The sequence below is a fragment of the Kosakonia sp. YIM B13588 genome (genome assembly GCF_042788165.1).
Taxonomy (GTDB): Bacteria; Pseudomonadota; Gammaproteobacteria; order Enterobacterales; family Enterobacteriaceae; genus Kosakonia; species Kosakonia sacchari.
Genome location: NZ_JBHZPO010000018.1, coordinates 45957 through 60064 on the forward strand (window position 1 = coordinate 45957; position 14108 = coordinate 60064).

Below are 14108 nucleotides of genomic sequence, written 5' to 3' on the forward strand. Positions count from 1 at the left end.
TCTGTATAAATTCCCAGTAATATTTCGCGGCGGTGCCAATGGACGTTTCTTATCTGCTCGACAGCCTCAATGACAAACAGCGCGACGCCGTAGCCGCCGAGCGCAGCAATATGCTGGTGCTGGCAGGGGCGGGAAGCGGTAAGACGCGCGTGCTGGTACACCGTATCGCCTGGCTGATGACTGTGGAAAACTGCTCGCCATACTCCATTATGGCGGTGACTTTCACCAACAAAGCGGCGGCGGAAATGCGTCACCGCATCGGCCAGTTGATGAGCACTTCGCAGGGCGGGATGTGGGTTGGCACCTTCCACGGCCTCGCGCACCGTTTGCTGCGCGCGCACCATATGGATGCCAATCTCCCGCAGGATTTCCAGATTCTGGACAGCGAAGATCAGCTGCGTTTGCTCAAGCGTTTGATCAAAGCGATGAACCTCGACGAGAAACAATGGCCGCCGCGCCAGGCGATGTGGTACATCAACGGCCAGAAAGACGAAGGCATTCGTCCGCACCATATTCAAAGTTTCGGTAACCCGGTGGAACAAACCTGGCAGAAAGTTTATCAGGCCTATCAGGAAGCCTGTGACCGTGCCGGGCTGGTGGATTTCGCCGAGCTGCTGCTGCGCGCCCATGAGTTGTGGCTCAACAAGCCGCATATTTTGCAGCATTACCGCGAACGCTTTACCAATATCCTGGTGGACGAGTTCCAGGATACCAACAACATTCAATACGCGTGGATCCGCCTGCTGGCGGGTGATACCGGCAAAGTGATGATCGTCGGCGACGATGATCAGTCCATTTACGGCTGGCGCGGTGCGCAGGTGGAAAACATCCAGCGCTTCCTGAAAGATTTCCCCGGCGCGCAGACGATCCGCCTGGAGCAGAACTACCGTTCGACCAGCAATATCCTGAGCGCGGCGAACGCCCTGATTGAGAACAATAACGGGCGTCTGGGTAAAAAGCTGTGGACCGATGGCGTCGATGGCGAGCTGATTTCACTCTACTGCGCGTTTAACGAGCTGGATGAAGCGCGTTATGTCGTCAATCGCATTAAAGCCTGGCAGGATAACGGCGGGCAACTGACGCAGTGCGCCATTCTCTATCGCAGCAACGCCCAGTCGCGCGTGCTGGAAGAAGCGCTGCTGCAAGCCAGTATGCCGTACCGGATTTATGGCGGTATGCGCTTCTTCGAACGTCAGGAAATTAAAGATGCGCTCTCCTACCTGCGCCTGATCGCCAACCGCAATGATGACGCCGCCTTTGAGCGCGTGGTGAATACGCCAACGCGCGGCATCGGCGACCGTACGCTGGACGTGGTACGCCAAACCTCGCGTGACCGCCAGTTGACGTTATGGCAGGCAACGCGCGAGTTGTTGCAGGAGAAAGCGCTGGCGGGCCGCGCGGCGAGCGCGCTGCAACGTTTTCTTGAGCTGATTGACGCGCTGGCGCAGGAAACGGCTGATATGCCGCTGCATGTGCAAACCGACCGGGTGATCAGCGATTCCGGCCTGCGCATGATGTACGAGCAGGAAAAAGGCGAAAAGGGCCAGACGCGTATCGAGAACTTAGAGGAACTGGTTACCGCGACGCGCCAGTTCAGCTACAACGAAGAAGACGAAGATTTGATGCCACTGCAGGCGTTTCTCTCCCACGCCGCACTTGAAGCGGGCGAAGGGCAGGCGGATACCTGGCAGGATGCCGTGCAGTTAATGACGCTGCACTCGGCGAAAGGTCTGGAGTTCCCGCAGGTGTTTATTGTCGGCATGGAAGAGGGCATGTTCCCCAGCCAAATGTCACTGGATGAAGGCGGGAGGCTGGAAGAGGAGCGCCGTCTGGCGTATGTCGGTGTGACGCGCGCCATGCAAAAACTGACCTTAACCTATGCGGAAACGCGCCGCCTTTACGGCAAAGAGGTGTATCACCGCCCGTCGCGCTTTATTGGCGAGTTGCCGGAAGCGTGTGTGGAAGAGGTGCGTCTGCGCGCCAGCATCAGCCGTCCGGTTAGCCATCAGCGCATGGGGACGCCGGTTGCGCAAAGCGATACCGGCTATAAACTTGGCCAGCGCGTACGCCATGCCAAATTTGGCGAAGGCACGGTGGTGAACATGGAAGGCAGCGGTGAGCACAGCCGTTTGCAGGTGGCTTTCCAGGGGCAGGGTATCAAATGGCTGGTGGCGGCTTACGCCAAGCTCGAAACCGTGTAACTTTCAGAAAAATATCATTATTTTGTAATATTCTGCTAGCCTTATACGCTGAAGGGCAAATATTGCTCTTTAGCGTTTCGTTGCGTGTTGACGCCTTCTGAGTGCTGGCGTAACATGCGCGCACGATCACGCTAAGAGGACATTCGCCTTGGACACACCCAGTAGATACTGGCTCAATTTCCTGGTTTTCAGGAACAACTCCTAAGGCTATCTCCTCATGCTGATGGCCTTAGAGGTTGTCAGCGACCCGCTGTATCCCCGTCGCGCTGAGTCAGGCTGTTTAATGGTCTGAAACCCAATTTGTTTCTCTGTGTGCCCACCGAACTGTCCGATATTTTTTGCATTGGGAGTCCCGGCTATGCTGAGCGCATTTCAACTGGAAAACAATCGTTTAACCCGCCTTGAGGCTGACGAAATCAAGCACCTCGCCAGCTCTGTTTGGGTTGATTTGGTCGAGCCGGACGATGAAGAACGTACCCGCGTGCAAACGGAATTGGGTCAGAACCTGGCCACCCGACCTGAACTGGAAGACATTGAGGCGTCGGCGCGTTTTTTTGAAGACGAAGACGGCCTGCACATCCACTCCTTCTTCTTTTTTGAAGATGCTGAAGATCATGCAGGAAACTCAACCGTAGCATTTACCATCCGCGAAGGTCGCCTGTTCACCCTGCGTGAGCGCGAGCTGCCCGCGTTTCGCCTGTATCGTATGCGCGCCCGTAGCCAGGAGATGGTCGACGGCAACGCTTATGAACTGCTGCTGGATCTGTTCGAAACCAAAATTGAGCAACTGGCGGATGAAATCGAAAACATTTACAGCGATCTGGAAAAGCTGAGTCGCGTCATTATGGAAGGCCAGCAGGGCGACGAGTATGACGACGCGCTTTCGACGCTGGCGGAACAGGAAGATATCGGCTGGAAAGTGCGCCTGTGTCTGATGGATACCCAGCGCGCGTTGAACTTCCTGGTGCGTAAGGCGCGTTTACCGGCAGGTCAGCTTGAGCAGGCGCGCGAGATCCTGCGCGATATCGAATCCCTGCTGCCGCACAACGAATCGTTGTTCCAGAAAGTGAACTTCCTGATGCAGGCGGCGATGGGTTTTATCAATATCGAGCAGAACCGCATCATCAAAATCTTCTCGGTGGTATCGGTCGTGTTCCTGCCGCCGACGCTGGTGGCTTCCAGCTACGGAATGAACTTTGAATTTATGCCCGAACTGCACTGGAGCTTTGGCTACCCTGGCGCAATCATCTTTATGATCCTCGCAGGGCTCGCGCCTTATCTCTACTTCAAGCGCCGTAACTGGCTGTAAAACAAAAAGGTTCAGCATCGCGCTGAACCTTTTTTATTACAGGCTCCAGTCCTGTTTGCCCTTCACTTTTAGATCGTAATACCAAATGTTGGCCCGACAGGCGATGATGGCGTTGACCATATAACCCAGGAAGCCAATGTTAAAAATAACCGCAACCACGATAACGACAACGTTGATAACTAAAACTAACAGGGCTTTCTTCCACAAACCAAGGATCAGCAAATAGATAATAGAAAAAAACCAGGCGAAGAAATTGAAAGAGACTTTTATCTTCTGCCCGAAGGTCATTTCTTTATAGGCGTTTTTCCATGCCGGGCTCATTCCCCAAAAAGAGGGATAGCCATTCTTTTCATAGAATGCGAAACGATACTTCCATTTGTCGCTTAATGAATGGTCGCTTTTATAATCATAAGTGTTGATGTTACTCATTTTCCCCTCCTGAAATAGACACGTGGTCCGTCGAATTAATTTGTTGCTTTAACTGCGTCGGTGCGAGCATAAAGACAAAAAATACCAGCACGTCGTAACCGAAATAGATTCTGATACCTAAGCTCACGCACTCTACATCGCTGACAACACCGGTGGCGGTAACCGCCAGCGAGGCCAGGTAGACCAGCAATGAAAAAATGACCACATAGCGGCCTTTTGCACCGCTATCTCTGCAGCGTTGCGCGTTAATATTTAGCTTTAAATAGGTGTAAAGCAGAAAGCACACCAGCGGCAGAACAGGCAGTTCGGCCACATTAAAGGCGACCACTAAAAAGAGAATATGCAGAAGTAAAAAGATAAGGATATACGGCCCACGCGCGAGGCACGTTTTGCCCGACGGCAAAAAAATCCTGCGGATCATCGCTGATTCATCCTGAATAACGTAATGACGAAGGGGCAAACATAGCATTCCATTGCGCATTACGCGATTGAGTAAATCCTTACCTCTAAATTTTTGTAGGTATTGGGCGGCTATTCCGCCCATGTGTTTAATCAGGCTTTTTTGCGTAACCCGCGCTGTGTATAAACCGCGTCGAGGACAAAGATAGCCAGCGCAACCCAGATAAAACCGAAGGTCACCATTTTATCCGCTCCGGGATGTTCGCCGTAAAAAAGCACCGCCAGCACGAACATCAGCGTCGGGCCAATGTACTGGAAGAAGCCGAGCGTCGACAGGCGCAGACGCGTTGCCGCACCGGTAAAACAGAGCAGCGGCACCGTGGTTACGACACCTGCGGCCATTAAAAGCAGATTAAGCGACAGGCTATTTTGCCCCATATGGCTGGTCGGGCTGTCGGTAATGCCAAACAACCAAATCGCCGCCACCGGCAGCAGCCACAGCGTTTCTATCAACATGCCGGTTTGTGCTTCCACCGCAATCTTTTTGCGCAGCAGGCCGTAAAAAGCAAAGCTGAAAGCCAGGCCAAGCGCGATTACCGGCAGCGAACCAAATGTCCACAGTTGTACCAGCACACCGATCGCCGCCAGCAGCACCGCCAGCCACTGCATGCGGCGAAAACGTTCACCCAAAAACAGCATCCCCAGCAGAATATTCACCAGCGGGTTAATAAAGTAGCCCAGGCTCGCTTCCAGCATATGGTTATGGTTGACCGCCCAAATAAACAGCAACCAGTTTCCCCCGACCAGCACGGCAGAGAGCGCCAGCAGCAGGATCTTTTTTGGCGTTTGCAGCAGGGCTTTCACACTGCTCCACTGGCGGCTTACGCTAATCAACGCCAGCATAAAGAAGAAAGACCAGATTACGCGATGCGTAAGAATTTCGTCGGCCGGAACGAACCAGATCGTTTTGAAATACGCCGGGGCAATGCCCCAAATAAAATAAGCGGCCAGGGCGAGAAGCACGCCCAGCCGCGTCTGTTTTGCATCCATCGGGAAAGCTCTTAGCTGAAATGAATCCTCATGGTACCCGATTTTTCTGAGTGGCTCACCCCACCATATAGGTGGCGGTCGCGCTGGCGATATAGAGTTGTTCTTCGTTGTGCAACTCTACGCGCGCGACGGCAACTTTGTTACCCGCGCGCAGCAAGCTGCTGCTGGCGGTAAAACGCGTGCCGCGACCCGGTCGCAGGTAATCGACGCGTAAATCGATAGTGCCCATGCGTGCTAAACGCTGGCGCAGCTCCTCTTCACTAATGGTTTCATGGCGCGTTAACGTGCTGCCCACGCAAACCAGACCCGCGGCGACATCCAGCGCGGATGCAATCACGCCGCCGTGTAAAATGCTTTGCGCCCAGTTGCCGACCATCATAGGTTGGTTATTAAAACTCAGCTGCGCGTACTCTTTTTCATAGCGCTCCAGCTCAAGCCCTAACGCACGATTAAACGGCATGTGGTAAACGAATATCTCGCCGACCGTTTTCAGGACTTCTTCCGCTGTGAGAACAACTGACATGGCTATCTGATCCGATGAGTTAATGAAATGTTGATTTTATGCTTATCGATTGTTGATTTCCACTTTCGGAACCGATACATGAGCAGTGACTCAATAAATATGTAGAATACTTGCGGGGAAATTCGTCAATTCAACAATATGATTTGGAGCAGCAAACCGATGCGGACCTCTCTGGGTTGGTTTTTCGCAGTGCTTGCACTGCCGTTTATGGCTTACGCACAAGAAGCGACGGTAAAAGAAGTTCATGATGCACCCGCCGTGCGCGGCAGCATCATCGCCAATTTATTGCAGGAGCACGACAATCCGTTCACGCTCTATCCGTATGAATCCAACTACGTTATCTACACCGATACCAGCGATCTGAACAAAGAAGCGATTCGCTCCTATAACTGGGCGGATAATGCGCGCAAAGATGAAGTGAAGTTCCAGCTCAGCCTGGCGTTCCCGCTCTGGCGCGGGATTCTGGGGCCAAACTCGGTGTTCGGTGGTTCCTACACGCAAAAATCCTGGTGGCAGCTGTCAAATAGCGGCGAGTCCTCGCCATTCCGTGAAACCAACTACGAACCGCAACTGTTCCTCGGTTTCGCCACCGATTACGAGTTTGCTGGTTGGACGCTGCGCGACGTGGAGTTTGGCTTTAACCACGATTCGAACGGGCGTTCCGACCCGACTTCACGCAGCTGGAACCGCGCCTATACGCGCTTAATGGCGCAAAACGGCAACTGGCTGGTGGAAGTGAAACCCTGGTATGTGGTGGGGTCGGTCGATGACAACCCGGATATCACCAAATATATGGGTTATTACCAGTTGAAGATTGGTTATCAACTGGGCGATGCGATCCTCAGCGCAAAAGGCCAATATAACTGGAATACCGGCTACGGCGGCGCGGAAATCGGGCTAAGCTATCCTGTTACCAAACACGTGCGCCTTTATACGCAGGTCTACAGCGGGTACGGCGAATCGTTGATTGACTACAATTTCAATCAGACACGTGTCGGCGTGGGCGTGATGCTTAACGATCTGTTTTAAGCATTGCAGTTTCTCTCTCAGGCGCTGAAAATAGCGCCTGTTTTTATTTCAGGCAGATGGGGTCAGAGTGGCACAGGCGGAAGTATTGAATCAGGAATCGCTGGCGAAACAGGTTTTGCAAGAGACCTTCGGCTACCAGCAATTCCGCCCGGGCCAGCAGGATATTATCGATACCGTGCTCAGCGGCCGCGACTGCCTGGTTGTAATGCCGACCGGCGGCGGGAAATCCCTGTGTTATCAGATTCCGGCGCTGGTGTTAGATGGCCTGACGGTGGTGGTTTCACCGCTCATCTCGCTGATGAAAGATCAGGTCGATCAACTGCTGGCAAACGGTGTTGCGGCGGCATGTCTGAACTCTACCCAGAGCCGCGAGCAGCAGTTTGAGGTGATCAACGGCTGTCGCAATGGCCAGATTCGCCTGCTCTATATCGCCCCTGAGCGCCTGATGCTCGACAACTTCCTCGATCAACTGCGCCAGTGGAACCCGGTGCTGTTGGCCGTGGACGAAGCGCACTGTATTTCCCAATGGGGCCATGATTTCCGCCCGGAATATGCCGCGCTGGGCCAGTTGCGCCAAATGTTGCCTTCCGTGCCGTTTATGGCGCTGACCGCCACCGCAGATGACACCACCCGCCGCGACATTGAGCGTTTGCTGGGGCTTAACGATCCGCTGATTCAGGTCAGCAGCTTCGACCGTCCGAACATCCGCTACATGCTGATGGAAAAATTTAAGCCGCTCGATCAACTGCTGCGTTATGTGCAGGAGCAGCGCGGCAAGTGCGGCATCGTGTATTGCAACAGCCGGGCGAAAGTGGAAGACACCGCCGCCCGTTTGCAAAGCCGCGGTTTTAGCGCGGCGGCTTACCATGCCGGGCTGGAAAACGAGGTGCGGGCGCGCGTGCAGGAACAGTTCCAGCGCGACGATCTGCAAATTGTCGTGGCGACAGTCGCGTTTGGTATGGGCATCAACAAGCCTAACGTGCGCTTCGTGGTGCATTTCGACATTCCGCGCAATATCGAATCCTATTATCAGGAAACCGGTCGCGCCGGGCGTGACGGCCTGCCTGCGGAAGCGATGCTGTTTTACGATCCGGCGGATATGGCGTGGTTGCGCCGCTGCCTGGAAGAGAAGCCCGCCGGGCCGTTGCAGGATATTGAGCGACACAAGCTCAATGCGATGGGCGCCTTTGCTGAAGCGCAAACCTGCCGCCGTCTGGTGCTGCTTAATTACTTTGGCGAAGGTCGCCAGGAGCCCTGCGGTAACTGCGATATTTGCCTCGATCCGCCGCGCCAGTACGACGGCTTACAGGACGCGCAAAAAGCGCTGTCGGCTATCTACCGCGTGAATCAGCGTTTCGGCATGGGCTATGTGGTGGAAGTGCTGCGCGGGGCGAATAACCAGCGCATCCGCGAGTTTGGTCACGATAAATTACCGGTATATGGAATTGGTCGCGAGCAAAGCCACGAACATTGGGTGAGCGTGATCCGCCAACTGATTCACTTAGGCTTTGCCACGCAAAACATTGCTCAGCACTCGGCGTTGCAGCTCACCGAAGCGGCGCGTCCGCTACTGCGCGGCGAAGTGCCGCTGATGCTGGCGGTGCCGCGTATGGTGGCGCTGAAACCAAAAGTGATGCAGAAAGCGGCGGTCGGTAACTATGACCGCAAGCTGTTCGCCAAGCTGCGCAAGTTGCGTAAAGCGATTGCCGATGAAGAGAACATTCCGCCTTACGTGGTATTTAACGATGCGACGCTGATTGAAATGGCCGAGCAGATGCCACTCTCTCCCGGTGAAATGCTCAGCGTCAACGGTGTGGGAACGCGCAAACTTGAGCGCTTCGGCCAGGAGTTTATGGCGCTGATCCGCGCCCATGTCGACGGCGAAGAAGAGTAGTCAGCCAGCGAAAAAAATGGGAGGATGGTTTCCCCCTGAACTATTTTCCCGCGAGTTATCTATGTTGATGTTATTTCTCACCGTGGCGCTGGTGCATATCGTCGCACTGATGAGCCCCGGCCCCGATTTCTTCTTCGTTTCACAAACCGCTGTCAGCCGCTCGCGCAAAGAAGCGATGATGGGCGTGCTCGGTATCACCACCGGCGTCATGATTTGGGCAGGCGTGGCGCTGCTCGGCCTGAACCTGATCCTCGCGAAAATGGCGTGGCTGCATAACATCATTATGGTCGGTGGCGGCCTGTATCTATGCTGGATGGGCTACCAGATGTTGCGCGGCGCGCTGAAGAAAGGGCCGCAAAACAGCGACGCGCCGCAGGTTGAGCTGGCCGCTAGTGGACGTAGTTTTATCAAAGGATTACTGACCAATCTCGCCAATCCGAAAGCGATCATTTACTTTGGCTCGGTGTTTTCACTGTTTGTTGGCGATAGCGTGGGCGCTGGTGCGCGCTGGGGTATTTTTATGCTGATTGCGGTGGAAACTTTCGCCTGGTTTACCGTAGTAGCCAGCCTGTTCGCCTTACCGCAAATCCGTCGGGGTTATCAGCGTCTGGCGAAGTGGATTGATGGTTTTGCTGGCGCACTGTTCGCCGGTTTTGGTATCCACCTGATTATTTCCCGCTAAGCGATAAAAGCCGCCGGATAGTCGTTATCCGGCTCTCTTCTCAGGCGTGTCTTGCCGATGCCAGCAGCGCGCCGACCAGCATAAACAACGAACCAAACACTTTGTTCAACGCTTTCATCTGGCGCGGGCCCTTAATCCATGCCGCAATACGCTGCGCCAGCGTGGCGTAGCCAATCATCACAATGATATCCACCACAATGGTGGTGGCGCCGAGTACCACGTACTGCATCACTTGCGGTTGATGCGGAACGATAAACTGCGGGAACAGGGCGGCGAGAAAAACAATGCTCTTCGGATTGGTCAGATTGACGAATACGGCGCGCTTAAACAAATGCCCGCGCGTTTGCGTCTTCGCCAGAGTATTGAGATCGATAGCGCCAGCGGCACGCCACTGCTGAATGCCAAGCCAAATCAGATAAGCCGCGCCCGCCCATTTCAGCACTTCAAAAGCCAGAACCGAACGTGAGAACAGCGTTCCAAGACCAACGCCCACCAGCACAATGTGAATGCCTAAACCGGTTTGCAGCCCGGCAATCGACGCCGCCGCGCCGCGATAACCGTGGCTGATGGACGTGGACATGGTGTTAATCGCGCCGGAGCCGGGGGACAGGCTCAGGATTAAGGATGTCAGCAGGTAGGCGAACCACCATTCGAAGGTCATGAGAAACTCCCTGGATATCGGTTTTTATGCCACAATACGCTATTGGCAGCGGAATTTGCTATGGGTCACAAAAAAACGATTTTACATGGCTAAAAGGGGCGAAATCCCAATGTTTCGGCACAAATCGACATGGGAAACCAGAGAAAAAGCGTTCGCGGCTTTTACCATGGGACCGCTGATGGATTTCTGGCGTTCGCGGGAAGAAGCGGTCTTTACCGGCGTGGACGATGTGCCGGTCAGTTTTGTCCGTTTTCGCGCGCAAAGTAACGACCGCGTTATTGTGATTTGTCCCGGCCGCATCGAAAGCTACGTAAAATACGCAGAGCTGGCGTATGACCTGTTCCACCTCGGTTATGACGTGTTGATTATCGATCATCGCGGCCAGGGGCGTTCCGGGCGAATGTTGCCGGACACGCATCGTGGCCATGTGGTGAAATTCAGCGATTATGTCGACGATCTGGCGGCGTTCTGGGATCAGGAAGTGGCCAGCGGGCCGTGGCGCAAACGCTATATCCTTGCCCATTCGATGGGTGGTGCCATTTCCACCTTGTTTTTACAGCGCTATCCGCAAGCCTGCGATGCGATTGCCCTGTGCGCGCCCATGTTCGGCATTATCATTCGCCTGCCTGAATGGATGGTGCGCCCGTTGCTGGACTGGGCCGAAAGCTACCCGAGTCTTCGTGAAGGTTACGCTATTGGCACCGGGAGCTGGCGCCCGTTGCCGTTCGCGATAAACGTGTTAACCCACAGCCGCGAGCGCTATCGCCGTAATTTGCGTTTTTATGCCGATGAACCGCAGCTTCGCGTTGGCGGGCCCACCTGGCACTGGGTACGCGAAGGGATCCTCGCCGGTGAACACGCGCTGGCGGGGGCGGAAAAAGACGCCACGCCGACATTGATTATTCAGGCAGAAGAGGAGCACGTGGTGGATAACCGCATGCATCAACGCTTCTGTGAACGACGCGCCGCAGCGGGCCACCCTTGTGAAGGAGGGAAACCGCTGGTCATACAAGGCGCGTACCATGAGATCCTTTTTGAAAAGGACGCCATGCGCTCGGTCGCGCTCAACGCCATCGTCGAATTCTTCGACCGGCATAACTGATGAATTATTGAGGTTAAATTTTCTTATGTACCAGGTTGTTGCATCTGATTTAGATGGCACATTGCTCTCCCCCGACCACACACTGTCGCCCTTTGCCAAAGAAACGTTAAAACTGCTTACCGCGCGCGGCATCAACTTCGTCTTCGCCACCGGCCGCCACCATGTGGATGTCGGACAAATCCGCGACAATCTGGGCATTAAAGCCTATATGATCACCTCCAACGGTGCGCGGGTACACGACACCGATGGCAATCTGGTGTTCACCCATAACCTGGATCGCGATATCGCCACCGATCTTTTCGGCGTGGTGCATAACGAGCCGGATATCATTACCAACGTCTACCGCAACGATGAGTGGTTCATGAACCGCCACCGCCCGGATGAGATGCGTTTCTTCAAAGAAGCGGTGTTCCAGTATTCACTGTATGAGCCGGGTTTGCTTGAGCCGGAAGGGATCAGCAAAGTTTTCTTCAGTTGCGAAAGCCATGAAAAACTGCTGCCGCTGGAGCAGGCTATCAACGCTCGCTGGGGCGATCGCGTGAACGTTAGTTTCTCTACCTTAACCTGCCTGGAAGTGATGGCGGGCGGCGTGTCGAAAGGGCATGCGCTGGAAGCGGTCGCGGGCGCGCTGGGTTATAGCCTGAAAGAATGCATCGCCTTTGGCGACGGCATGAACGACGCGGAAATGCTGTCGATGGCGGGCAAAGGTTGCATTATGGGTAACGCTCACCAGCGCCTGAAAGAGCTGCACCCGGAGCTGGAAGTTATCGGCACCAATGCCGATAACGCGGTGCCGAATTACCTGCGTAAGCTGTTTCTCGATTAAGATTGACAAATGGCTTTAAATTAACCACTCGTCAACTAAATACTCAAACTTTGCGCAACTGAGTTCGCTACAATGCCTGTCCACTTATCGAAGAGACATTCATTGTGGCGTTACTCATCATCACCACTATTTTGTGGGCTTTCTCTTTTAGCCTGATTGGCGAATACCTTGCGGGCCATGTCGACAGCTACTTCTCCGTGCTGATGCGCGTGGGGCTGGCGGCGCTGATCTTTTTACCGTTCCTGCGCACGCGCGGTCACAACCTGAAAACCATTGGCCTGTACATGCTAGTGGGCGCGCTACAACTGGGTATTATGTACCTGTTCAGCTTCCAGGCGTATCTCTACCTGACGGTGTCTGAATTCCTGTTGTTTACCGTTTTCACACCGCTGTATGTCACCCTGATTTACGATCTGCTCAGTAAGCGCGGGCTGCGCTGGAGCTACGCGCTGAGCGCCGGGCTGGCGGTAATTGGCGCGGCGATTATTCGCTACGACAAAGTGAGCGATCACTTCTGGATTGGCCTGATTCTGGTGCAACTGGCGAATATCAGCTTTGCCATTGGTATGGTCGGCTACAAACGCCTGATGGAGACGCGCCCGATGCCGCAACACAACGCGTTCGCCTGGTTTTATCTTGGCGCATTCGTGGTCGCCGTTGTGGCGTGGTTTGTGATGGGTAATCCGCAGAAATTGCCAACCACGACGCTGCAATGGAGCGTGCTGGTGTGGCTTGGCGTGGTGGCATCCGGGTTGGGTTATTTTATGTGGAACTACGGCGCCACCCAGGTGGACGCCGGGACGCTCGGCATCATGAACAATGTGCATGTTCCCGCCGGGTTACTGGTTAACCTTGCTATCTGGCAGGAACAGCCGCACTGGCCGAGTTTTATTATTGGTGGTGCGGTGATAATGGCCTCGCTGTGGGTGCATCGCCGTTGGGTCGCTCCGCGCTCCGCACAAACGGCAGATGGTCGCAAGCGTGGTTCCGCGCTGAGCGAATAAACGCTTCCGTTACCGGCTGACGCTGCTCGCCATCGCGCACGGCGGCATACAGCCGGCTCCACAATCCTTCGCCCAGGGTTTTGGTCACCACCAGACCCTGGCGCTCAAAACTCTCCACAACCCAGTGCGGCAGCGCCGCAATGCCCATCCGCGCGGCAACCATCTGAATCAGCAGCAGCGTGTTATCAACGCTTTTCAGCGACGGGCTCACGCCCGCCGGTTGCAGGAAGTGACGCCAGATATCCAGGCGGCTGCGCTGTACCGGGTAGATCAGCAGCGTTTCGCTGGCGATATCGTCCGGCGTGATACGTGCTTTTGCCGCCAGCGGGTGATCGGGAGCAAGCACCAGCCGCACTTCAAAATCAAACATCGGCGAATAGTGCAGACCGCTGCGCGGCAGAATGTCGGAGGTCATGACCAGATCCAGCTCGCCCTGTTGCAGCGCAGGTTGCGGATCAAACGTGACGCCGGATTTGAAATCCATCTCCACTTGCGGCCAGTCCTGGCGGAAGTTCTCAAGCGCAGGTGTCAGCCACTGAATACAGCTATGGCACTCAATAGCGATGCGCAGCGTGGCTTGCTGCGGCTCATTGCAGGCCTGCAGCGCGCGGCTAATCTGCGGCAGCACCTGATTCGCCAGTTGCAGCAGGATTTCACCCTGCGGCGTAAAGCGCAGCGGCTGGCTTTTCCGCACAAACAGACGAAAGCCAAGGCGCTGTTCCAGATCGCTGAACTGGTGGGAAAGCGCGGACTGCGTTTGATGCAGCGTTGCCGCCGCTGCCGCCAGCGACCCGCTGTTTCGTAACGCCTGTAGCGTTTTCAGGTGTTTAATTTCGATCATGAAAGTCCTTCACTCCGGCATGAACATTTTGCGCTTGAGGAATATACAGTACTTGCGAATTATAGATGTGTAAACATCTGGACGTCTAAAAATCCTGCGTCTTTCGAATTAATGGTGCGTTGGCTGCGCTCATTCACCCCAGTCACTTACTTCAGTAA

At 54.7% G+C, this 14108-nt stretch carries 15 protein-coding genes; 9 read left to right on the plus strand and 6 right to left on the minus strand.

Annotated elements, in window-relative coordinates; genetic code table 11:
• The first annotated feature begins 38 nt into the window (after positions 1–38).
• The 3 genes from uvrD (at position 39) to corA (ending at position 3510) form a co-directional block, all read left to right on the plus strand.
• Positions 39–2201 (plus strand): DNA helicase II, encoded by a 2163-nt coding sequence (gene uvrD, locus ACFX4U_RS22195; protein ID WP_313508256.1) that lies wholly within the window; start codon positions 39–41, stop codon positions 2199–2201.
• Positions 2202–2349: 148 nt separating this feature from the next.
• Positions 2350–2406, plus strand: a complete 57-nt coding sequence (gene ysgD, locus ACFX4U_RS22200) for a YsgD/CorL family protein (RefSeq protein WP_353609977.1) — start codon at positions 2350–2352, stop codon at positions 2404–2406.
• A 153-nt stretch (positions 2407–2559) separates the two neighbouring features.
• The gene (corA, locus tag ACFX4U_RS22205) at positions 2560–3510 is read left to right on the plus strand and encodes a magnesium/cobalt transporter CorA (protein WP_017459737.1); all 951 of its coding nucleotides are present in this window, start codon (positions 2560–2562) and stop codon (positions 3508–3510) included.
• A gap of 36 nt (positions 3511–3546) precedes the next feature.
• Here corA and ACFX4U_RS22210 read toward each other — a convergent pair whose 3' ends face one another.
• From ACFX4U_RS22210 to yigI, 4 genes are read right to left on the minus strand one after another with little or no spacing between them, the layout of a single operon-like run.
• Positions 3547–3939 carry a DUF2628 domain-containing protein gene (locus ACFX4U_RS22210; protein WP_086868473.1) on the minus strand — a complete coding sequence of 131 codons (393 nt, stop codon included), beginning with the start codon at positions 3937–3939 and terminating at the stop codon, positions 3547–3549.
• Positions 3932–4483 carry a hypothetical protein gene (locus ACFX4U_RS22215; protein WP_313508255.1) on the minus strand — a complete coding sequence of 184 codons (552 nt, stop codon included), beginning with the start codon at positions 4481–4483 and terminating at the stop codon, positions 3932–3934. Before ACFX4U_RS22215 ends, ACFX4U_RS22210 begins: the two co-directional genes overlap by 8 nt.
• A gap of 8 nt (positions 4484–4491) precedes the next feature.
• Positions 4492–5388: an EamA family transporter RarD gene (rarD, locus tag ACFX4U_RS22220; protein WP_175274390.1), complete on the minus strand. Its 897-nt coding sequence runs from the start codon at positions 5386–5388 to the stop codon at positions 4492–4494.
• 55 nt (positions 5389–5443) lie between these two features.
• Positions 5444–5911, minus strand: a complete 468-nt coding sequence (gene yigI, locus ACFX4U_RS22225; RefSeq protein ID WP_017459741.1) for an acyl-CoA thioesterase YigI — start codon at positions 5909–5911, stop codon at positions 5444–5446.
• Between the two features lie 159 nt (positions 5912–6070).
• On the opposite strand from yigI, the gene pldA reads away from it, so the two are divergent.
• From pldA to rhtC, 3 genes are all read left to right on the plus strand, one after another.
• The gene (gene pldA / locus ACFX4U_RS22230) at positions 6071–6940 is read left to right on the plus strand and encodes a phospholipase A (protein WP_313508254.1); all 870 of its coding nucleotides are present in this window, start codon (positions 6071–6073) and stop codon (positions 6938–6940) included.
• 67 nt (positions 6941–7007) lie between these two features.
• Complete coding sequence (recQ, locus tag ACFX4U_RS22235) at positions 7008–8834, plus strand: ATP-dependent DNA helicase RecQ (RefSeq protein WP_313508253.1); 1827 nt, start codon at positions 7008–7010, stop codon at positions 8832–8834.
• Positions 8835–8895: 61 nt separating this feature from the next.
• Positions 8896–9516 carry a threonine export protein RhtC gene (gene rhtC / locus ACFX4U_RS22240; RefSeq protein WP_313508252.1) on the plus strand — a complete coding sequence of 207 codons (621 nt, stop codon included), beginning with the start codon at positions 8896–8898 and terminating at the stop codon, positions 9514–9516.
• A 40-nt stretch (positions 9517–9556) separates the two neighbouring features.
• On the opposite strand, the gene rhtB is transcribed toward rhtC, so the two are convergent.
• On the minus strand, positions 9557–10177 hold the full coding sequence (rhtB, locus tag ACFX4U_RS22245; protein ID WP_313508251.1) for a homoserine/homoserine lactone efflux protein: 621 nt from the start codon (positions 10175–10177) through the stop codon (positions 9557–9559).
• Positions 10178–10286: 109 nt separating this feature from the next.
• Here rhtB and pldB point away from each other — a divergent pair, with 109 nt between their 5' ends.
• The 3 genes from pldB (at position 10287) to ACFX4U_RS22260 (ending at position 13109) form a co-directional block, all read left to right on the plus strand.
• On the plus strand, positions 10287–11279 hold the full coding sequence (gene pldB / locus ACFX4U_RS22250) for a lysophospholipase L2 (RefSeq protein WP_020456027.1): 993 nt from the start codon (positions 10287–10289) through the stop codon (positions 11277–11279).
• A 25-nt stretch (positions 11280–11304) separates the two neighbouring features.
• Complete coding sequence (gene yigL, locus ACFX4U_RS22255) at positions 11305–12105, plus strand: sugar/pyridoxal phosphate phosphatase YigL (protein WP_313508250.1); 801 nt, start codon at positions 11305–11307, stop codon at positions 12103–12105.
• Positions 12106–12209: 104 nt separating this feature from the next.
• Positions 12210–13109, plus strand: a complete 900-nt coding sequence (locus ACFX4U_RS22260) for a carboxylate/amino acid/amine transporter (protein ID WP_305737437.1) — start codon at positions 12210–12212, stop codon at positions 13107–13109.
• On the opposite strand, the gene metR is transcribed toward ACFX4U_RS22260, so the two are convergent.
• Entirely contained in the window at positions 12997–13950 is a 954-nt protein-coding gene (metR, locus tag ACFX4U_RS22265; protein ID WP_313508249.1) for an HTH-type transcriptional regulator MetR, read from the minus strand. The genes ACFX4U_RS22260 and metR overlap by 113 nt on opposite strands.
• Positions 13951–14108: the final 158 nt, after the last annotated feature.